20 protein-coding genes are annotated in these 19,816 nt (G+C 35.1%); 8 read left to right on the top strand and 12 right to left on the bottom strand.

Features of this window, described 5'->3' with window-relative positions; genetic code table 11:
- Both BMW37_RS12510 and BMW37_RS15170 read right to left on the bottom strand, forming a co-directional pair.
- Positions 1-229: transposase (locus BMW37_RS12510; RefSeq protein WP_143047655.1), on the bottom strand; the 229-nt coding region annotated here is incomplete at its 3' end.
- Positions 230-373: 144 nt separating this feature from the next.
- Positions 374-520: a hypothetical protein gene (locus BMW37_RS15170; protein WP_177168666.1), complete on the bottom strand. Its 147-nt coding sequence runs from the start codon at positions 518-520 to the stop codon at positions 374-376.
- Here BMW37_RS15170 and BMW37_RS12505 point away from each other — a divergent pair.
- The 5 genes from BMW37_RS12505 to BMW37_RS12485 all read left to right on the top strand — a co-directional run bounded on the left by BMW37_RS12505 (position 519) and on the right by BMW37_RS12485 (position 6,137).
- The gene (locus BMW37_RS12505) at positions 519-1,097 is read left to right on the top strand and encodes a VUT family protein (protein ID WP_218139531.1); all 579 of its coding nucleotides are present in this window, start codon (positions 519-521) and stop codon (positions 1,095-1,097) included. The genes BMW37_RS15170 and BMW37_RS12505 overlap by 2 nt on opposite strands.
- A gap of 29 nt (positions 1,098-1,126) precedes the next feature.
- Complete coding sequence (locus BMW37_RS12500) at positions 1,127-1,531, top strand: hypothetical protein (RefSeq protein WP_093321711.1); 405 nt, start codon at positions 1,127-1,129, stop codon at positions 1,529-1,531.
- A gap of 349 nt (positions 1,532-1,880) precedes the next feature.
- A complete protein-coding gene (locus BMW37_RS12495; RefSeq protein ID WP_093321708.1) occupies positions 1,881-3,809 on the top strand; it encodes a beta-glucoside-specific PTS transporter subunit IIABC in 1,929 nt (642 codons plus the stop codon).
- Positions 3,810-3,880: 71 nt separating this feature from the next.
- Positions 3,881-5,329, top strand: coding sequence for a glycoside hydrolase family 1 protein (locus tag BMW37_RS12490; RefSeq protein ID WP_093321706.1), 1,449 nt, complete (start codon positions 3,881-3,883; stop codon positions 5,327-5,329).
- A complete protein-coding gene (locus BMW37_RS12485) occupies positions 5,298-6,137 on the top strand; it encodes a PRD domain-containing protein (RefSeq protein WP_177168667.1) in 840 nt (279 codons plus the stop codon). The genes BMW37_RS12490 and BMW37_RS12485 overlap by 32 nt, the downstream gene beginning before the upstream one ends.
- Positions 6,138-6,165: 28 nt before the next feature.
- On the opposite strand, the gene BMW37_RS12480 is transcribed toward BMW37_RS12485, so the two are convergent.
- The 6 genes from BMW37_RS12480 to dnaB form a co-directional block, all read right to left on the bottom strand.
- Positions 6,166-7,089, bottom strand: coding sequence for an ROK family protein (locus BMW37_RS12480; RefSeq protein ID WP_093321700.1), 924 nt, complete (start codon positions 7,087-7,089; stop codon positions 6,166-6,168).
- A gap of 43 nt (positions 7,090-7,132) precedes the next feature.
- Complete coding sequence (yihA, locus tag BMW37_RS12475; protein ID WP_093321698.1) at positions 7,133-7,762, bottom strand: ribosome biogenesis GTP-binding protein YihA/YsxC; 630 nt, start codon at positions 7,760-7,762, stop codon at positions 7,133-7,135.
- Positions 7,763-7,909: 147 nt separating this feature from the next.
- Positions 7,910-8,776, bottom strand: coding sequence for a tRNA isopentenyl-2-thiomethyl-A-37 hydroxylase MiaE (miaE, locus tag BMW37_RS12470; protein WP_093321716.1), 867 nt, complete (start codon positions 8,774-8,776; stop codon positions 7,910-7,912).
- 62 nt (positions 8,777-8,838) lie between these two features.
- Positions 8,839-9,336 (bottom strand): type 3 dihydrofolate reductase, encoded by a 498-nt coding sequence (folA, locus tag BMW37_RS12465; RefSeq protein ID WP_093321695.1) that lies wholly within the window; start codon positions 9,334-9,336, stop codon positions 8,839-8,841.
- Positions 9,337-9,398: 62 nt separating this feature from the next.
- A complete protein-coding gene (locus tag BMW37_RS12460; protein WP_093321693.1) occupies positions 9,399-9,986 on the bottom strand; it encodes an FMN-binding negative transcriptional regulator in 588 nt (195 codons plus the stop codon).
- 10 nt (positions 9,987-9,996) lie between these two features.
- Positions 9,997-11,514, bottom strand: coding sequence for a replicative DNA helicase (gene dnaB / locus BMW37_RS12455; RefSeq protein WP_093321690.1), 1,518 nt, complete (start codon positions 11,512-11,514; stop codon positions 9,997-9,999).
- A gap of 303 nt (positions 11,515-11,817) precedes the next feature.
- Between dnaB and zapE the strand changes: the two genes are divergently transcribed.
- Positions 11,818-12,972: a cell division protein ZapE gene (gene zapE / locus BMW37_RS12450; protein ID WP_093321687.1), complete on the top strand. Its 1,155-nt coding sequence runs from the start codon at positions 11,818-11,820 to the stop codon at positions 12,970-12,972.
- A 122-nt stretch (positions 12,973-13,094) separates the two neighbouring features.
- Here zapE and BMW37_RS12445 read toward each other — a convergent pair whose 3' ends face one another.
- The 4 genes from BMW37_RS12445 to BMW37_RS12430 form a co-directional block, all read right to left on the bottom strand.
- Positions 13,095-14,003, bottom strand: a complete 909-nt coding sequence (locus tag BMW37_RS12445; RefSeq protein ID WP_093321685.1) for a LysR family transcriptional regulator — start codon at positions 14,001-14,003, stop codon at positions 13,095-13,097.
- Between the two features lie 283 nt (positions 14,004-14,286).
- On the bottom strand, positions 14,287-14,544 hold the full coding sequence (locus BMW37_RS12440; protein WP_093321682.1) for a YdgH/BhsA/McbA family protein: 258 nt from the start codon (positions 14,542-14,544) through the stop codon (positions 14,287-14,289).
- A 425-nt stretch (positions 14,545-14,969) separates the two neighbouring features.
- Positions 14,970-15,878, bottom strand: coding sequence for a LysR family transcriptional regulator (locus tag BMW37_RS12435; protein ID WP_093321680.1), 909 nt, complete (start codon positions 15,876-15,878; stop codon positions 14,970-14,972).
- 171 nt (positions 15,879-16,049) lie between these two features.
- The gene (locus tag BMW37_RS12430; protein WP_093321677.1) at positions 16,050-16,307 is read right to left on the bottom strand and encodes a YdgH/BhsA/McbA family protein; all 258 of its coding nucleotides are present in this window, start codon (positions 16,305-16,307) and stop codon (positions 16,050-16,052) included.
- Between the two features lie 591 nt (positions 16,308-16,898).
- Between BMW37_RS12430 and malX the strand changes: the two genes are divergently transcribed.
- Positions 16,899-18,503, top strand: coding sequence for a maltose/glucose-specific PTS transporter subunit IIBC (gene malX, locus BMW37_RS12425; protein ID WP_093321675.1), 1,605 nt, complete (start codon positions 16,899-16,901; stop codon positions 18,501-18,503).
- A 139-nt stretch (positions 18,504-18,642) separates the two neighbouring features.
- Positions 18,643-19,812 (top strand): MalY/PatB family protein, encoded by a 1,170-nt coding sequence (locus BMW37_RS12420; protein ID WP_093321672.1) that lies wholly within the window; start codon positions 18,643-18,645, stop codon positions 19,810-19,812.
- Positions 19,813-19,816 lie beyond the last annotated feature (4 nt).

Below are 19,816 nucleotides of genomic sequence, written 5' to 3'. Positions count from 1 at the left end.
CATCACTAAGATTATGCCAAGACTGTAATAAAATAACTTTAAACATCATTATCGGCGCATAAGAAGCGGCACCTAATCGGTTAGGCTTTTGCTCTAAGAGCTTATTAAGTATGATTATTATTTGATCCCAGTCAATCAAAGCATTTATTTCATCAAACTCTTCAAATGCTTTGTGTTGCTTAACGTTAGTTTGTTTGAACTGCAGTCTAGGTTGAATATTTTTCCACATATAACGCTCCTAAGAATATGATTTAAAATATTATATCACATGCAGCTCAAAAAATAAACGAAATTTGAATGATTATTAACCAGATTTGCAAAGCTCTCTATTTATTAATTTTTATAGCTTTCAAACTAATTCGCACATATCAATTTAAAATTTCTTATCATATAATATACCTGCCATCAGACTATTTTCTGAAAAAGGCATAACAGTACAGCTAAAGTTAGCTTGTACCCCTATTATCATCTTTACAATCATATCGGACTGTTTTTCGATGGTGGTTAATGGAGCTTTCATGGTATACGCCTGTCTACTATGCTACTCACTATGCGTGTTGCTAGCAAATGTTTTTATTGATTCGTTTATTACAATCCCAAATGTACCTTTAATTGGTGAATTACCTCTTAGCATCGGTACTATTTTCTTTGGTGCCATATTTACATTAAGAGATCACTTGCATCAATCTGGCTTAAAATATGTCTATATTGGTATTGCGTTCTCTTTAATTATTACTCTGACATATAACTATTATGTTGGTATACCAACTCAGTTCATTGCCGCTTCATTTTTATCTTTAATGATGAGTGAACTGACGAATACGGCTGTTTTTCAAAAATTTATCCACCAAACTTGGTATAAAAAAGTGCTGAAAAGTAATGCCGCTAGTGTGCCGGTAGATAGTACACTTTTTGCTTTCTTGGCCTTCTGGGGAGTGTTCCCTCTTACACAGATTCTAAGAATCATTATTGCTGATATTTTATTTAAATATATCGTAGCAACTGCTATCATCATCATACCAAAAGATTTTTTCAAGAGTTCAAAGCAGTTAAAAGATGAAAACAGCAAGATGAAAGAAAAATCCAATATTCTATAATGAGCAGCTCAAATAGGTAAATATATAAAATGGATATTCAATCACATTACAACCAACTGTGGATAAAAACCATTACAAACCCTCATCCTGAAATAGACATGGTGCAAACTCATACAATTTATTTACCAGAGTTATGCCCTAAAAGTCAAAATCCAGCACAAGGATCATCTATTGCTATTCGCTATAAAGCGCAATCGGTACTACTTGAACTTTTTGCTCTAGATAAATATATCAAAGGATTTATAGGGCACCAGGTTGTAAGAGATATAGAGTATTTTGTGCAGGTTGTTGGCATGGAGTGTGCGTCCGCTCTAGGCCATGCAGTTGAAATTGAAGCTGATATCCATTTTAATCAAGAGCCGCCATATGGACTTGCTCAAAAACAACATATTGTATTGACAGCTCATCCAACATCGCCAAATGTCTCTGATTAATAAATTTGGTTTGCACTGAATCTACAGCTTAACTATGAAATTCAGTGCGATTAGAATATTTTATTAATCGTGATATTGGTCACGATTTTATAGCTAGATGTTTGCTATTTTATAGATAAAAAGATTAAGCTATACCTAGCTTTTTTTGGCATGTTACTGTGTATCAGGCAAGACCAAAACAAAAAACAGTACCTAATGGTTTGCACTTAACCATAGGTTATTGATTTTGTTTTGGTCTTTTTTTTGCTTATTACTTAACTAGCTAGAGCATCATTAAAATAATAAACATTGATATACAAATTAGGCAATCTCACAATCCGATATGAAATAAATTCATTCCGAGGTCAATATGAACTATCAAAATTTAGCAAATGAAATCATCCAAGCCATTGGCGGAACTAAGAATATCCGAATTCTCACACATTGTGCCACTCGCTTACGATTTGAGTTTTATAATGAATCAATTATCGATGATGCGAAAATCAAGTCACTAGCAGGTGTTATTTCAGTTGTAAAAAGTGGTGGACAATTCCAAATTGTCATTGGAAATGAAGTGCAAAAACTTTACTCTATCATTCAATCTTTAATCCCTCAAAATAATCCAACGCCCACAACAGAAAAAGAGCTCCCTAAAAAGGGGATTTTTACAGAATTTATTAGTGTAATCTCAACGAGCTTTACACCTGTTATACCAGCTATCACTGGTGCAGGGATGATTAAAGCATTACTAGCTGTGTTAAAATTGGCAGGACTTATCTCTGAATCAAGTTCCCACTATAAATTATTAAATACCATTGCAGATGCAGCATTTTTCTTTTTGCCCGTTTTACTTGCATTTGGCGCATCTATGAAATTTAAATGCAATCCTATTCTGGCAATGACTGTTGCTGGTGCAATGCTGCATCCTAATATTGCATCAATGGCACAAGCAAATGAAATCATTTCAATTTTCAGTTTTGAGTTTAGCCTTGCTGATTACTCTGGCACGGTATTACCTATTTTATTAACAGTGTGGTTGATGTCATATATTGAACGCTTTGCCGATAAATATTCACCTAGTATTATCAAATTCTTTATCAAACCAATGATTATTTTATTGGTTACAACACCGTTAGCGCTTGGAATCATTGGGCCATTTGGTAATTACCTTAATTTTTTGGTGGGTTCCGGAGCTGGCGTGATAAATGAGCATGTCAGTTGGCTGATCCCTATGTTAATGGGCGGTTTGCAACCTTTCTTAATCATTACAGGTACGGCTTGGGCAATGACTCCTATTGCGACTTCTCAGCTCAATAGTCAAGGGTATGAAATGATTAATGGTCCTGGCATGTTGGCCTCTAATATTGCACAAGGGGCAGCAACGCTAGCAGTAGCCTTTAAAACTAAAAATAGTCAATTAAAACAATTAGCCTCGTCTGCAGGGTTTACCGCAATGATGGGTATAACTGAACCATCTTTGTATGGCGTTACGTTGAAATTAAAACGCCCCCTTATTGCCGCGATGATAGGTGGTGGGATTGCTGGAATTTATGCAGGCCTAAGTGGATTAGTCAGATATGCTTTTGTTTCGCCTGGTCTTGCAGCGATTCCTGCATTTATTGGTGAAAATCCAATGAATATTGTCCATGCCTTAATAACCATAGCTATCGCGACAGTTGGTACATTCATCCTAACCTTAATTTTAGGCTTTGATGATGAACCTGATGATACCACTACAAATCAAGGTTTATCATCTAATCAACAAAATTCATCTGGTATAAATTCAGATAAACACACGTCAAATAATGAAGAGGCATCCAAGACGAATGACATTAGCATTAAAAGTCCAGTAAAAGGACAACGAATTGAATTAAAACAAGTGAATGATGAAGTGTTTTCAGCAAATCTAATTGGACACGGTGTTGCTGTGATTCCGTCTGAAGGCAAACTTTACGCACCTATTGAAGGGACAATTGAAGTACTCCTGCCCTCTAAGCATGCGATAGGTATTCGTAATAAAGAAGGATTTGAACTATTAATGCACATTGGTATTGAAACTGTCAATTTAAATGGAGAGCATTTTATTGTGCACAAAAATATTGGTGATGACGTTAAGGTTGGCGATTTATTAATAGAGTTTGACATAGCAGCAATCAAATCGGCTGGCTATGACATCACCACTCCAATTGTGATTGTGAATCATACCGGTAGAATCACTATCCAAGAGGAAAATAATCCTAAATTCCTCACGCCTGGTGAAGAATTATTTAACCTTAATCTTTTGGATAATCGTCACTAATTGATAATATGTATAGAGCATAAAATTATCAATAAACAAGTCATATTTTGATAAAGTTCAAGGAGTATAACATGCAATATCAGCAAGGACTCGCAACATTTCCCCCTGATTTTTTATGGGGAGCCTCAACATCAGCCTACCAAGTTGAGGGAGGCGTTGAAGGTACAGGTAAAGGACGTTCAATTATTGATGCGTTAACGCACCCAGAAGGTATGGCTGATTTTAACGTTGCAAGTGACCACTACAACAGATTTAAAGAAGATGTTGCACTTTTTAAAGAGCTTGGTTTAAAAGCTTATCGATTTTCTATCGCTTGGAGTCGGATATTCCCAGATGGCATAGGTGAAGTGAATCCAAAAGGTGTCGAATTTTACCGTAATTTAATAGATGAATTAGTTAAGAATGAAATAGAACCTATTATTACTTTATATCATTTTGATTTACCTTATGCATTACAAAAAATAGGTGGATGGTCTAGTAGAGAGACGATTAGCGCCTTTGAAGCGTACGCTGATTTCTTATTGAATTTATTTTCAAGCAAAGTAACTTACTGGCTAACTATAAATGAACAAAACACTATGATTTTGCACCCTGGCGCCATCGGTACCGACCCTGATTATCCCATGATCTCCAAACAAGCATTAAATCAGCAAAGTCATCATATGTTTTTAGCACAAGCCAAGGTATATCAATTAATTCATCAAAAATATCCAATGTGCAAAGTCGGTCCAGCAATTAATACAACCTCAATGTATCAAGCAACTAGCCGACCAGAAGATGCGATTGCTGCCCATAACTGGGAAACAATTAGGTGCTATGGATTTCTTGAGGTTGCCGTCAATGGACGTTATCATCCCTTAGCTTGGCGCTATATGGTAGATAGAGAAATTGCCCCCATTATAACGTCAGAAGATGAATCTATTTTACAAGCAATCAGACCTGATTTTATTGCGATTAATTACTACTCTACTGCGACTATTGCTGAGAGTAAAGGCGATAGTTCTGATATCTCCGCAAGAGCAGGAGATCAACAGATTATGTTAGGTGAGCCAGGAGTCTATAGAGCGGCTGATAACCCTTTTCTTGATACAACACCTTATGGATGGGTTGTTGACCCAGTTGGTTTGCGACTTACCTTACGCAAAGTGTATGAACGTTATAATCTACCTATCTTAATTTCAGAAAATGGTATGGGCGCTCCTGATAAACTTGAAACAGATGGTCGTATTTATGATTTTTATCGGATATCGTTTTATCATGAACACATAAAGCAAATGCAGCTTGCTATAACTGATGGTGTTAAACTAATTGGTTACTGTCCTTGGTCTGCGATTGATTTAGTAAGTACACATCAAGGATATGCGAAACGATACGGTTTTATTTATGTCAATCGAGATGATAACTCACTGAAAGATTTGAGGCGCATTAAAAAAGAGAGTTTCTTTTGGTATCAAAATCTCATTAGAAAAAATGGTGATATTAACGATCATGACGCTGATTACAAAAAAGATATTAAATAATAGTTTAGTTTTATGCTCTGACGATAAAGGACAAGAAGTCATTATTATGGCGAAAGGGCTTGGTTTCAAGAGCAAAGTGGGAGACATCATTCTGCCAGAACTGGCAGAAAAACTATTTGTCTTACAAAATGACATAAAAACCACAGATTACGAGGCTTTACTTGATAAAGTATCATCTGAAGTTATTGAACTTGTTTCTATGATATTAGAAGAGTCAACTGAGGAACTCGGTATCAGTCTGAATGAGAAAATATTTTTCTCATTGGTTGATCATGTCCATTTTGCAATTTGGCGATATCATCAAGGCATCATCATTCAAAATAACCAACTAAATGATATTAAAAAATTTTATCCAAAAGAATATGCCATTGCCAAGATTGTAATTGACAAAGCAAATGATAAATTCAACTTACAACTGCCTGATGAGGAAGCGGGTAATATCGCCTTTCATTTAGTCAGCCATCAACTTGAGGTACAAGATATTCAGCCTGTTATGCTTGCCACCAAACTGCTTAAAACAATTAACAGGCTAGTGTTATATCACTTACATATAGAAATTGAATCAAGCAGTTGGAATCACACTTGTTTCTTAACGCATATGCGTTTTTTCATACAAAGAATTATGGAGAACAAACAACTTCACTCAAACGATCCAGCTTTATTGGCTTTAATTCAGCAATCTTACCCACATTTGATGATCTGTGGCAATAGCATCAAGCAATATATTGAGAGTCAACTTAACACTCAATTAACTGATGAAGAGTTTGGGTATTTATTGATTCATCTTGTCAGATTAACTTCTTCATAATCGTTTAAATCAAAAATAATTCAACACCTTAAGTTCTATTTAACAGTGCCGCCCCTCTAACACCACTACTATCACCATAAACGGGAGGCAAAACAAGTGCAGGTTCAATACCTGGCAGTAGCCATTTGAGCATTTCCTGCTGTATTTTTGGATATATCGCTTTTATATTAGATATTCCTCCACCTAATACAAAAGCATCGACATCATAAAACAGTTGTAAGGAAGCAAGCGCACTTGCTAACGTATCAATAAATTGAGTAAAAATAGCTGACGCCTTTTTATCTCCCGCTTCATACGCAATGATCCAATCTTGAATACTGTTAGCTTCATATTGATGATTTTTAATTAAATTCAACACCCCTGGACCCGCTAAATATTTTTCATGGCATCCAATTAAACCACAATTACAAGGAATTAAAGGCATTGTGTATTTATGAATGATGTTTGAACTGACAGGCGTATGCCCCCACTCTCCTGCCATACCATTACTTCCCTGATAAACTCGACCTTGATGAACTAACCCTCCTCCAGCACCTGTTCCTAATATCACCCCAAAGACTGCATCAAAATGTGCAGTATTTTCCGTGCTCGCTTCAGATAGAGCGAAACATCTACCATCATTTTCAATTTTAATGGTACGATCTAAGCGTGCGCTAAGATCTTGGGCCAATGGTTGCCCACTTATTGCTGGCACATTCGCAGAGTAAATTGTCTGATTTTTAGGAGAAATAATAGCAGGCAAACCGATACCGACATCAATTTTTTGACCAGTGATATTATCCGCTTCGTTAACTAAAGAGATTAATGCTTGCAAAAATGCCGCGTAATCATTGGTAGGTGTCACCACACGTTTTGAATGAATACATGTCTTTTCATTTTCAAAAATTGCGAGCTCAATCTTAGTACCTCCAACATCCAGCCCAACCTGATACTGTGTGTTTTTTATTACCATGCAGCCTCCCCTTAATCTTAACTCATCAAGTATTTATGTAAGATTACTCTTCTGATGTTTCATCTGGTATAGAAAGTTCACTGAACCATTGATTTAATTTAGCCTTCAGTTTATCAACCCCCACTTTCTTCGTAGAAGAAAACGGCTCAACCTCAATATCCGCGTTTAGTTCACTTAATGCTTCTCGAACTTCTCGTACTTGTTTTTTCATCGCACCAGAGGCTAATTTATCTGATTTTGTTAATAAAACTAAAACAGCAAGATTCGCATCTACAGCCCAATTAATCATATTGACATCCAGTTCTTTTAACGGGTGTCTTATATCCATTAAAATGACAAGCCCCCTAAGGCTATTACGCATCTGTAGATATTCACCTAATGATTTTTGCCATTTACGTTTGACTTCCTCAGGTACTTCTGCATATCCATAACCTGGCAAGTCAACTAATCGACAATTTTCAGCGGTTTCAAAAAGATTAATTAATTGGGTACGTCCAGGAGTTTTACTTGTACGGGCTAAACTTTTTTGACCTGTGAGGGTATTTAAGGCGCTAGATTTACCTGCATTTGAGCGTCCAGCAAAAGCGATTTCAACCCCTACATCAGGTGGCAAGTGCCTAATATCAGGTGCACTTAAAATAAATCGCGTCATATGATAATTCAGTTGTAACATAACAGGCATCCATTCAATAAAAAAGAGATTTAAATGACGGTTTCATTTAAATCCAAAATAAAAAGTAAGTCCTATTTGATTGGAAATCAATCAAGGCATCACAAGTATACCAGATACCCACTCGCAGTTAATGATAGCCATATCATTTTAAATATAACTGACCGGCACGCCACTATGAAACCTTAAAACCGAGTCTTCAGATAAAATCGCCTCTTGTTCAATTTGTCTAAAAAATTGAATCCTATCGTCAATGCTATCAGTTAAGTATTCACCTAGTTCGTTTGTTTGAGTTTCTCCCATTAGGCTCGCAGCTAAACTGAGATAATCTTTAAAATGTCTAGATTCAGAGCGTAATAATGAGAGGTAAAAGCGGCTTAACTCATCATCTACATAAGGTGCTAAACTAGCAAACCGTTCACATGATCTGGCCTCAATAAAAGCACCACAAATCAATTTATCAACCAGCGTCATTGGTTCATGCGTTCTCACACCTTGCATCATTCTTTTAGCATAACGTCCTGCTGATAAATTTTGATAAGTGATTTTTCGCTCATGCATAATGTCAAACACTTGAATAAAATGGTGCAATTCTTCTTTAATTAATAAAACCATATCATTAATCAATTGCTTAGCAAGTTTATCTACATTATCTACTTGTGTCACTACTTGCTTATGAGGCGAAGTAAACATTGTCTCTGCTAAATTATTTCTTGCCATTAAATTAGATTTTGTAAAACTAGGTAACGCTTTTAATGATTCTAGCGAACCTTCTTGTCGATAAATATAATTTTCATATGGCGCGAGATGTTCTAATAGATGTTGTCCACTTGCATCGTCTAAAACATATTTACGAAGTAGTAAGCTTGCGGTTTGTGCCGCTTTAAGTTCACAAATAAGATGGTCTACCAAAATAATCTCTAAATTTTCAGGTAAGATAGCAGTAGTAATCCAAGCATCAGGGGTTCTACAAGATAAAAATTGGGTCACTGCTTTCAACTGCGTTTCAATGTGCATTTTCTCTAATACACTTTTATCTGGTATCGTATTCATATGAAAAGCTCTAATAGCACAATCAATTATTTTCTATTACGATCAAAAATCATAAACGTCATATCAAAGGCATTTTTTGCATCTTTTGGATAATATTTTTCATCCGTTTTATGCCATGCAATATTCGAATTTAGATAATCTGGAAAAAAAGCATCAGCCGTTTGAAAGGTCGCATCTACCTGTGTTAAATAAAGCCTATCTGCTTTCGTTAAACACTGTGAATATATGTCAGCGCCCCCTATTACCATTATTTCACTTGCCTCTTTTACCTTTAAAAAGGCTTCCTCAAGTGAGGATACAACCAATGCATCTTCTAAAACCAATTCTTGTCGAGTGAGCACAATATTCAATCTATTTGGTAGTGCTTTACCTATCGATTCATAGGTTTTTCGCCCCATTATAACGGGTTTTGATAATGTATGCGCTTTAAACCAAGCAAAGTCGGCAGGTAGATGCCAAAGCATTTTATTATCCCCCCCTAGTGCTCGATTATTATCGATTGCTGCAATTAAACTAATTATCATATTTAGATTCCTAACGATTTATCAAATTTTATACGGATAGTCATCATTAAAACGAATAAAAATTAGCGTGTTTTAACTTTACCAGCAAGCCATTCATTCACAAAAGTGACATAAGCATGATTTCCTTTTTGTTCCTGATGTTTAAGGACTTCAGCTTGATCAGCTTCCGATTTGTGTAACCCTAATTTAGCTTTACCCTGCATGGATTCGATTTCCACCCTTACACCTCTGATATGTTTTAATAGATTTTTTTTGTATTGTTTAGGCAATAATAGTGGCTCATTTCCTAATCTTGGTTCAAAATATTGTATCATTCTATCAATAGAATGCTCTGTCTCATCTTCATTTAATAAATGACTCTGTCCAATTATCTTAATTGCAACATAGTTCCAAGTTGGTACCTGAGGTTGGGTTTGATAATCAAAACTTGAAACATAGGTGTGTGGCCCTAGTACTGTCAACATAACTCGCTCATCACTGAGTGCTAAAAGCTGAGGGTTAGTTTTAGCTAAATGCAGTTCTACCGTTGCCTCATTAGGCATGATAAAAGGGATATAAGTCACTTGAAAATCACTAGTGATTAAGCCACCAAAGGCAAACTGTCTTAATACTTTATGAATTTGCCTTTGGTTCATTTCGGTTTGTGACATGATTTATGCCCTATTCGTTATCGTCATGATAAGCACCAGAATAATTATCAAATCTAGACCATTGCCCATTAAACGTTAATCGCACTTTTCCTATTGGACCATTTCTCTGTTTACCTAAAATAATTTCCGCAATCCCTTTCAGTTCACTATTTTCATGATAAACTTCATCACGATAAATAAACATGATGACATCGGCATCCTGTTCAATCGATCCTGACTCCCTTAAATCTGAATTCACAGGACGTTTATCTGCCCGTTGTTCAAGGCTACGATTTAACTGGGAAAGTGCCACGACAGGCACTTGTAACTCTTTTGCAAGGGCTTTAAGCGATCTTGATATTTCTGCTATTTCAAGCGTACGATTATCTTTAAGTTCCGGCACTCTCATTAATTGAAGATAATCGACCATTATCATACTAAGACCATCATGCTCTCTATAAATCCGCCTTGCCCTAGCCCGTAGTTCAGTTGGTGTTAGTCCAGAAGAATCATCAATATACATATTTTTTTTATCGGATAAAATACTCATTGTACTTGAAATACGAGCCCAATCGTCATCATCTAATTGCCCTGTTCTAACGCGCGTTTGATCAACACGTGATAATGATGCCAACATACGCATCATTAATTGTTCTGCGGGCATTTCTAAGCTGAAAATTAAAACCGGTTTTTCTTGCATCATTGCGGCATTTTCGCATAAGTTCATAGCAAAGGTCGTCTTACCCATTGAAGGTCTTGCCGCTACAATAATCAGATCTGAGCGCTGTAATCCAGCTGTTTTTTTATCTAGATCTACAAATCCGGTTGATACGCCTGTTACACCATCATGTGGTCTTTGAAATAGAAGCTCTATTCTTTCTATCGTTTCTGCTAATACTGCATCGATATTTTTAGGTCCTTCGTTTGCATTAGCACGTGACTCAGCAATTTTAAACACTCGTGATTCAGCTAAATCTAGCAATTCAGCGCTACTACGCCCTTGGGTATCATAGCCAGCGTCTGCAATTTCATTTGCTACTTTAATCATTTCGCGAACAACAGCCCGTTCTCTAACAATATCAGCATATGCAACAATATTCGCGACACTTGGTGTGTTTTTAGCCATTTCTGCTAAATATGCAAACCCACCAACTTGCTCTAGCTCATTTAAATTCTCTAATGATTGGGATATGGTAATTAAATCAACAGGATTACCTCTCTCAATTAATCGATGAATTTCACGAAAAATCACTCTATGTGCTCTAGTGTAAAAGTCCGATTCCGATACACGCTCAGCAACTTGATCCCATTTCTCGTTATCAATTAATAAACCACCTAATACAGATTGCTCTGCCTCTATCGATTGTGGTGGTAATTTAAGTTGCGCAACTTGTCTGTCCTTATAGTAATGAGATTGTCCTTTATATCCAGTAGGTTCATTATAACCGTCGCTAGCATAAGGAGACCCATCATAGTTAGGTTCTTCTCCATACCCTTCAATTGGATAAGGCGGAACAGGTGGTTCATTTGAAAAAAAAGATGATGACATAATTGACTCTATTTAAGTAAAAATCAGAAGATAATGACACTTGAAAATTTCAATATCCCTTTAATTTTTAGATAGTTAAATATGAAAAAAACGCGACAATCGATTTAAAACTAGATTGAGATGAATATAATAATACTATTAAAACAACATAATACAGGCTATTGTTTAAATTATGCGTACTTCACAGATGGCTATTGTATGCTAATATGATGTTGAAACAAAGCGTGTTGAGCAGAGTTTTCTCTTCATCACAGATAATGCTTAATTCCTAAATCAAAAAATAAAACTCGAATCAAGGATCCTATGAGTACGTCACCTCTTGAAGCATATAAGCAAGCCGTTGCCAGTGGAAGCTTTATGGCAGATCCCATACAGCATTCAGCAATAGTTGCATTAGATGCATTATATTTTGAAATCATCAATACACTAAATGTTCCTTCAAACTCATCTGAGATAGGAACTAAACCTCTGATCAAACTTCCTAAAGGTATTGCAAAACTGTTTAGTAAAACAATAACAACCACTCAACCAATCACCCCTGTTACTGGATTATATATGTGGGGGGGAGTAGGACGAGGTAAAACATGGATTATGGATTTATTTTTCAATTGTTTACCGAATCAACGAAAAAAAAGAATGCATTTTCATCGTTTCATGCAGTACACACATGAGCAATTAAATACACTTCAAGGCGAGACTAATCCGATTGAGATCCTTGCTGATAGATTCGCAAAAGATACCCAAATCATTTGTTTTGATGAATTTTTTGTTTCTGATATAACAGATGCAATGATTTTAGGTTCGTTACTCCAGGCACTCTTTAACAGAGGGGTAACACTTGTGACAACTTCGAATATTCCACCAGATGAACTATATCGAAATGGATTACAACGAGCACGATTTATCCCTGCTATAGAGGCTATCAAAACTCACTGTAAAATTATGAATATAGATTCAGGTATTGATTACAGGCTACGGACGTTAACGCAAGCGGATTTATTCTATTTCCCACTTTCAGCCAAAAATGATCAAGCCATACGCATTTTGTATCAGCAACTATCAGGTGAAAGTGTCTTTGAAAAACCAACTGTCATTATGATTAATCATCACAGGTTTAAACTTGAAAGCGAAGCAAATGGTGTTGGCCTAATCGATTTTCATACTTTATGTGTTGAACCTAGAAGCGCACATGATTTCATAGAAATATCCCGAAAATTTCATACTGTTATCATTCAAAACATTACTATTATGGGACATTCGGATGAAAGTGCAGCGAGACGCTTTATTGCACTAGTAGATGAATTTTATGAAAGAAAGGTAAAACTCATTTTTACGGCAGAAGCATCAATTCACGAACTATATGTAGGAGAATTGCTCCAATTTGAGTTCAAACGCTGTCTATCAAGACTACAAGAAATGCAAACGCAAGAATATCTTTCAATTGGACATCTTGCTTAAATAACAGATTAGCTTTATTGTTTAGTTTAAGTTTGTTAAGGTCGTTACATAAACAAAATAGTCACTATCTTGACAAACTAATTTCAACTACAGGATATCACCCTTCAGGAAGCAAAATAGTTTCATTCAGCCAATGATTGTTTAACAATATCTGGAAGTAATTTTAATGCTAATGTTTTAGCTTTACCCATATTATCTCTTCGCCAAAACATCATCAAATCACGTGTAAGATGACCTTCTTGGCACTCAATTATTTTCAAACGCCCAGAGATAATATCATCCTTAATAAAATAATAAGGCATCGTTGCCACGCCTAAGCCCTGTAATAATGCTAAACGTTTTTCATATAAAGAGCTGACAACTAGTCTTGGTTGTTTAGGCAACACGTGTCGTGTAAGAGCCGTATAATGGCTTGCTGTATCAGCAATCACAACACTTTGGTATTGTTCTCTTGTGAGTTCATCACATGGATTTTGTTCTGTAAAAATTGGATGTTCTGGATTTGCAACATAGACTACATCTAGTGTTTTAATTTTTTTCTTATTCAGCTCTATGACATCATGCTCTGGAGAGTCTACAGCAATTAATACATCTGCTCGCCCTGAGCGGAGCGCTTCAAATGCACCAGATAAAACTTCTGTTTGTATTGTCAGTTGCGTTTTAGATACTTCATTTAATTTATGCACAAATGGATAGAGCAAATGAGAAGCATAAAGTACTTCACACACAATTGTCAGTTGACTTTCCCAACCACTTGCAATCGCTTGTACTGTTTCACCTAGTTCATCCGCAGTATTTAAAATTAAACGTCCTTGCTCAAGTAAAAATAACCCGGCTTTTGTAAATTGTGTTTTATGGCCTGATCTATCAAAAATCATCGTATCAAGCTCTTCTTCTAATTTTTGCACACTATAGGTGATTGCTGAAGGCACTTTATGCAAATGATTTGCAGCAGCGGCAAAACTACCAAATTTATCAATTGCATCAATTATTCTGAGTGCTTCTAAGCTAAGTTGCGGTTTTTTACTCATAAAAATATCCTTATTTATGGGCAAGTTAAAGAGCAATCATTAAAAAGATTAAAAATGACCTTGATATTGAGACTTCAGTTGCCTTTTTAATACAATAAATTAGTAAGTATCAATTTTATCACAACTCTTTTTATATTTCACAAATAAAAAACGCGAACATAGCATTTTTAACAAATACTATATTCGCGTCAAATAAGATTTACTAGTCATGTGTTTTTTTATTTAGTAAAAATATAAAATAAAAAAACCTTCCAAACAGGTGGTATTAAGATATATTTAAATACTATTTATAAACAGCTGCTTTAACATGTAAATTACCATTATTATTTTCATTAGTTGAGATTACTACGAATGTACCCCCTCCTAATTCATCAGCTTTTTTAGAGATTTTTGAAATTGCATCATCTAAACCATTATACGTTTTTACTGATACAACCCCTAGCTTTTCACCTTGTGCAGCATTAACTAATTCTGCAGACATAGCTTGGCCAGAAAAAATTGATAATAAAATCACAGAACCTAATATTTTTATAGCTTTCATAAATAATTCCTTTCAACTTGTTAATTATATCACTCAAAATACACTATTTCATATAGCGCAATAGATTAAATCAGAGAAAATTCAAAATACAATATTCTCTAGATGAGATATATCTTACACCTATCTAAAAAATTTAAAATATAACCTATTAGACTAACTTGTTCATTAATTTTCACTATAAATGATGAATTAAATTCATGGTAAATAACATCTAGTTTCTCAGCATTATTTTTATATAGTTAATTATTTTTAATATGATATATTTTTTTAATTTCGACATCATAAAAAAATCAATAATAAATCATGATTATAAGCTAGTATTTTTGTGTTATTTTAGAAATACTTCTTAGCGCCCTTCATAAATTTAAAAAATAATTCTATAGTTCAAAATAATGGGTGAACCTATGAGGCTAAATTATGAGACGTTATTCTGAAAGGGATTGTTTAACAATTTCGGGAAGCAATTTTAACGCTAATGTTTTTGCTTTACCCATATTATCTCTGCGCCAAAACATCATTAAATCCCGCTGAATGCTCTGTTCTTGTGACCCAATTATTTTTAAGCGTCCTGAATTTATGTCATCTTTGATAAAATAAAATGGCATAGTTGCCACACCAAGTCCTTGCAGCAATGCTAATCGTTTTTCATACAATGAGCTCACAACTAACCTTGGTTGTTTAGGTAAGACGTGACGTGTAAGAGTAGTATAATGACTGGCTGTATCAGCAATAACAACACTTTGAAATTTTTCCCTAGTAATTTCATCGCTCGGATTTTGCTCTGAAAAAATAGGATGTTCTGGATTTGCAACATAAACTACATCTAGAGTTTTAATTTTTTTCTTATTCAGTTCGATGACATCATGTTCTGGCGAATCTACCGCAATCAATACATCTGCCCGCCCAGAACGAAGTGCCTCGAATGCACCAGACAAGACTTCTGTTTGTATGGTAAGTTGTGTTTTAGATACTTCATTTAATTTATGTACAAACGGATAGAGCATATGAGAGGCATAAACTACCTCACACACAATTGTTAATTGACTTTCCCAACCACTGGCAATTGATTGAACGGTTTCACCTAGCTCATCGGCCGTATCTAAAATTAAGCGCCCTTGTTCAAGTAAAAACAATCCAGCTTTCGTAAATTGTGTTTTATAGCCAGACCTATCAAAAATCATTGTATCAAGCTCTTCTTCTAGCTTTTGAACGCTATAAGTGATAGCTGATGGAACTTTATGTAAATGATTGGCCGCAGCTGCAAAACTACCGAATCTATCTATTGCATCAATTATTCTTAGCGCTTCTAAACTAAGCTGTGGTTTTTTACTCATAGAAATTTCCTTTTCAATCGATAGTCTAAACAGTTATTGTTAAAAAATAAAAAAGGCGCATATAATCTTTATTTATAATAATAAAGACTATACACGCCTTAATTTTCATTAATTTTATATTTATGGGTAATTTACAATCACAAAAATATTCAAAATAAATTAATTTTAAATTTATTTATATACTGCTGCAGTAATATGTAAATTACCATTATCATTTTCATTCGTTGAAATAATTCTGAATGAACTTGCACCTAAAGCATCTGCTTTTTTAGAAATTTTTGCAACTGCATCATCTAAACCGTTATATGTATTTGCTGTTACAACTCCTACTTTTTCACCTTGTGCAGTATTAACTAACTCTGCAGCCATAACTTGACTAGAAAGAATTGATAATAAAATAGCTGAACCTAATACTTTTAATGTTTTCATTGGATAGTCCTTTAATTTAAAAAATTATTACTTATAGATTATTATTTACCAAATAAGTATTTTATTAATACCTACTTACTTTGACTGGAGAAAATTTAATATCCTCTCAGATGGGCGCTATCTTATACTGTTCTAAAAAAACTTAAATCTAATGAATTAGACAGACTCATTCATTATTTTTGACTATGATTTAATAGTTAGAATAAAAGAAATTCAAAAAATGAATAATCTCTGCACAATGTGATGATATATTCTACAGCGCTAATCTTTTTCTATTAAATTGCACTGCTCTCATATAAGTTTAAATAACCTTGCCATAACTAACACAATTCCATGACTCAGATTAGTCATACAAAGCATGATTTATCACGTTTTCCCTCCACGAAAACGTGATGAAAGTCACATTATTGAAAAATGCATCACAAAAATATTTGAGATCCCTCTCAAATATTTACAAAAAAGCATAAGCGAGGCTAACAATCCTTTATCCTATAGAGAGCGAATAAGTTAGCCGCAATTTAGCTTGATTATTGAGATCACCATAACTTCGATAAATTACGACTATTAACCAACTTAACATTAGGATGCAATATGGCCGTTTCTAAATCTTCAGTGAATTCAAAACCCAAAGTTACCTTTTGGGAGTTTTTCCAAAGCCTAGGCAAAACTTTTATGTTGCCTGTGGCACTGCTTTCATTTTGTGGGATCATGCTAGGAATAGGTAGCTCTCTTAGCAGTGATAACGTGATAGCAGAACTTCCTTGGTTAGGTACACCTTGGATCAAATCAATCTTCCTGTGGATGACTGCAATTGGTGATTTTGCATTTGGGTATCTACCCGTCATGTTTGCTATTGCAATTCCTCTTGGACTCGCAAGAGATAATAAAGGTGTTGCTGCGTTTTCAGGGTTTGTGGGCTTTGTTATTTTAAATATCGCCATTAGTTTTTACCTAAAACAAGCAGGCTTATTAGAAATCCAAGATGAATTATTACTCAAGAAACAAAACATAAAATTTATCTTAGGAATACAAACAATTGATACTGGTATTTTAGGATCAATCATGGTCGGTGTTATTGTTTATTTCTTACATGAAAAATTTCAAAAAACTAAACTACCTGATGCATTCTCATTTTTTGGTGGTGTCCGTTTTGTTCCTATCATAACGCTTCTCACAATGAGCTTGATAGGTTTAATCATACCATTTATTTGGCCTTTTTTTGCAGCAGGAATCAATGGTCTGGGTAATCTAATCCAAGGCGCAGGGATATTTGCCCCTTTATTATTTGGTGCGGGCGAACGTTTTCTACTTCCATTTGGACTACATCATATTCTTGTAACACTCATTCGCTTAACAGAAGCAGGTGGAACACTTGAAGTTTGCCAAAATGAAGTAAGTGGCGCCCTTTTAATTTTCCGTGCTGAGCTTAATTGCCCAACTGTAACGGATTTCTCTGTGAGTGCGACTCGTTTCTTATCACAAGGTAAAATGCCAACCTTTTTAGGCGGGTTACCTGGCGCTGCGCTTGCTATGTATCACTGTGCTAAACCAGAAAATCGGTCTAAAATAAAAGGCCTTCTTATTTCAGGTGTGATAGCGTGTATGGTCGGTGGTACAACTGAACCTATCGAATTCTTATTCCTCTTTGTAGCACCATTTTTATATGCCATCCACGCCATTTTAACTGGCTTAGGATTCATGGTAATGGGGCTACTTGATGTCACCATTGGGAACACTGATGGAAACCTAATTGATTTCGTTGTGCTAGGTGTTTTACAAGGTACTAAAACTAACTGGTATCTTGTCCCTATCGTTGCTGGCATTTGGTTTGTGGTTTATTATGGTATATTTCGCTTTGCTATCACGCGCTTTAATATTCCAACCCCAGGCCGTGAAAAAGATGATAATATGGAATCAGAAAGTACAACATTTACATCAAATACCAATATTGGCTCTTCAGGCTATAATAGTGAAGGTATCCTCGCCGCACTAGGTGGTAAGGATAATATTGTTAGTCTTGATAACTGTATTACCAGGCTTAGATTATCAGTCCATGATATATCACTCGTAGATGAAAAAGCATTGAAAAACTTTAGAGCGTTAGGCGTTGTCAAACTTAATGATCATAACTTACAAGTTGTAATTGGAACACAGGTTCAATCAGTTAAAGATGAACTTGATGCATTAATTAAATAAAAATCACATCTATAAGAGGTATAAATTAATTCTTATATCTCTTTAAAAGCATAATCAGTAGACTGTAAAGACTGTGCAAAATATTATTTTGCCAGTCTTTTTTTTGATTAAACCATGCGTTAACAGGATAAGAATAAATATGTTTGATTTTGATAAAGTCGTTGATAGACGAGGAACCTTATGTACCCAATGGGACTTTGTAAAAGATAGATTTGGACATGATGATTTGCTACCCTTTACAATTTCTGATATGGATTTTGCAACTGCTCCAGCTGTACTGTCTGCAATGCAAGATAGAATTGACCATGGTGTATTTGGCTATAGTCGCTGGCAACATGAAGACTTTTATCAATCTATTGAACATTGGTATTTAAGCCGCTATGACACTCATATATCAAGAGAGATGCTAGTCACATGTCCAAGTGTCATTTATGGTGTTGCTAAACTTATTTGCCAGTGGTCTGATACTGGTGACGGCGTAGTGATTCATACGCCTGCATATGATGGTTTTTACAAAATTCTAAAAGGCAATAGACGAACTGCTTTGGATTGCCCACTCATTAAAGATAGCTCTGGCAAATGGCAATGTGATTTTGATTTATTAGAAACCCTGTTAATGAAGCCATCTACAAAAATACTTTTATTATGCAGTCCACATAATCCAACTGGTAAAGTATGGACTCAAGAAGAATTAATGCGTATGAATGCACTTTGTGAACGGTATGATGTAAAAGTAATCAGTGATGAAATTCACATGGATTTATGTTGGCAAGCTAAACACATTCCTTGGCAAAAGATTGCCACTACAGATTATGCCGTTGTGACATCAGCTTCAAAAAGCTTTAATTTTCCGGCACTCACTGGTGCTTACGCTTTTATTAACAACCCAGAAGATAGAGAACAATTTTTATACCAGTTAAAAAATGTCGATTCAATTTCCTCCCCTGCTATCTTCTTTGTTTTAGGTCATATTGCAGCTTATACCAATGGAGGCATCTGGCTAGATGCATTACGAGATTATTTACAAGCAAATCTTATTTATTTATCTAAGCGTTTAAACGAATCTTTTCCTGAACTAAACTGGGCAATACCCGAATCTACGTATCTTGCATGGATTGATTTATCCTCACTTAACATTGATGATGATAAACTTCAATACCGTTTAATTCATGAGCTGAAAGTTGCGATAATGCCAGGTACGACATACGGAGAAATTGGCAAAGGATTCATAAGGCTGAATGTGGCATGCCCACGTAGTAAGCTTAAACAAGGAATAGATGCACTGATTAGTGCAATTAATTTAATATGATAAA

The organism is Thorsellia anophelis DSM 18579, from assembly GCF_900111395.1.
GTDB classification, from domain to species: Bacteria; Pseudomonadota; Gammaproteobacteria; order Enterobacterales; family Thorselliaceae; genus Thorsellia; species Thorsellia anophelis.
Note: the sequence above shows the minus strand (reverse complement) of the source record. Positions and strands in the feature narration are given on the sequence as shown.

Excerpts from the sequence above, each read along its gene's own strand:
- BMW37_RS12505 (WP_218139531.1), top strand. The coding sequence starts at position 519 with ATGGTATACGCCTGTCTACTATGCTACTCACTATGCGTGTTGCTAGCA.
- BMW37_RS15170 (WP_177168666.1), bottom strand. The coding sequence starts at position 520 with ATGAAAGCTCCATTAACCACCATCGAAAAACAGTCCGATATGATTGTA.
- BMW37_RS12500 (WP_093321711.1), top strand. The coding sequence starts at position 1,127 with ATGGATATTCAATCACATTACAACCAACTGTGGATAAAAACCATTACA.
- BMW37_RS12495 (WP_093321708.1), top strand. The coding sequence starts at position 1,881 with ATGAACTATCAAAATTTAGCAAATGAAATCATCCAAGCCATTGGCGGA.
- BMW37_RS12490 (WP_093321706.1), top strand. The coding sequence starts at position 3,881 with ATGCAATATCAGCAAGGACTCGCAACATTTCCCCCTGATTTTTTATGG.
- BMW37_RS12485 (WP_177168667.1), top strand. The coding sequence starts at position 5,298 with ATGACGCTGATTACAAAAAAGATATTAAATAATAGTTTAGTTTTATGC.
- BMW37_RS12480 (WP_093321700.1), bottom strand. The coding sequence starts at position 7,089 with ATGGTAATAAAAAACACACAGTATCAGGTTGGGCTGGATGTTGGAGGT.
- yihA (WP_093321698.1), bottom strand. The coding sequence starts at position 7,762 with ATGTTACAACTGAATTATCATATGACGCGATTTATTTTAAGTGCACCT.
- miaE (WP_093321716.1), bottom strand. The coding sequence starts at position 8,776 with ATGCACATTGAAACGCAGTTGAAAGCAGTGACCCAATTTTTATCTTGT.
- folA (WP_093321695.1), bottom strand. The coding sequence starts at position 9,336 with ATGATAATTAGTTTAATTGCAGCAATCGATAATAATCGAGCACTAGGG.
- BMW37_RS12460 (WP_093321693.1), bottom strand. The coding sequence starts at position 9,986 with ATGTCACAAACCGAAATGAACCAAAGGCAAATTCATAAAGTATTAAGA.
- dnaB (WP_093321690.1), bottom strand. The coding sequence starts at position 11,514 with ATGTCATCATCTTTTTTTTCAAATGAACCACCTGTTCCGCCTTATCCA.
- zapE (WP_093321687.1), top strand. The coding sequence starts at position 11,818 with ATGAGTACGTCACCTCTTGAAGCATATAAGCAAGCCGTTGCCAGTGGA.
- BMW37_RS12445 (WP_093321685.1), bottom strand. The coding sequence starts at position 14,003 with ATGAGTAAAAAACCGCAACTTAGCTTAGAAGCACTCAGAATAATTGAT.
- BMW37_RS12440 (WP_093321682.1), bottom strand. The coding sequence starts at position 14,544 with ATGAAAGCTATAAAAATATTAGGTTCTGTGATTTTATTATCAATTTTT.
- BMW37_RS12435 (WP_093321680.1), bottom strand. The coding sequence starts at position 15,878 with ATGAGTAAAAAACCACAGCTTAGTTTAGAAGCGCTAAGAATAATTGAT.
- BMW37_RS12430 (WP_093321677.1), bottom strand. The coding sequence starts at position 16,307 with ATGAAAACATTAAAAGTATTAGGTTCAGCTATTTTATTATCAATTCTT.
- malX (WP_093321675.1), top strand. The coding sequence starts at position 16,899 with ATGGCCGTTTCTAAATCTTCAGTGAATTCAAAACCCAAAGTTACCTTT.
- BMW37_RS12420 (WP_093321672.1), top strand. The coding sequence starts at position 18,643 with ATGTTTGATTTTGATAAAGTCGTTGATAGACGAGGAACCTTATGTACC.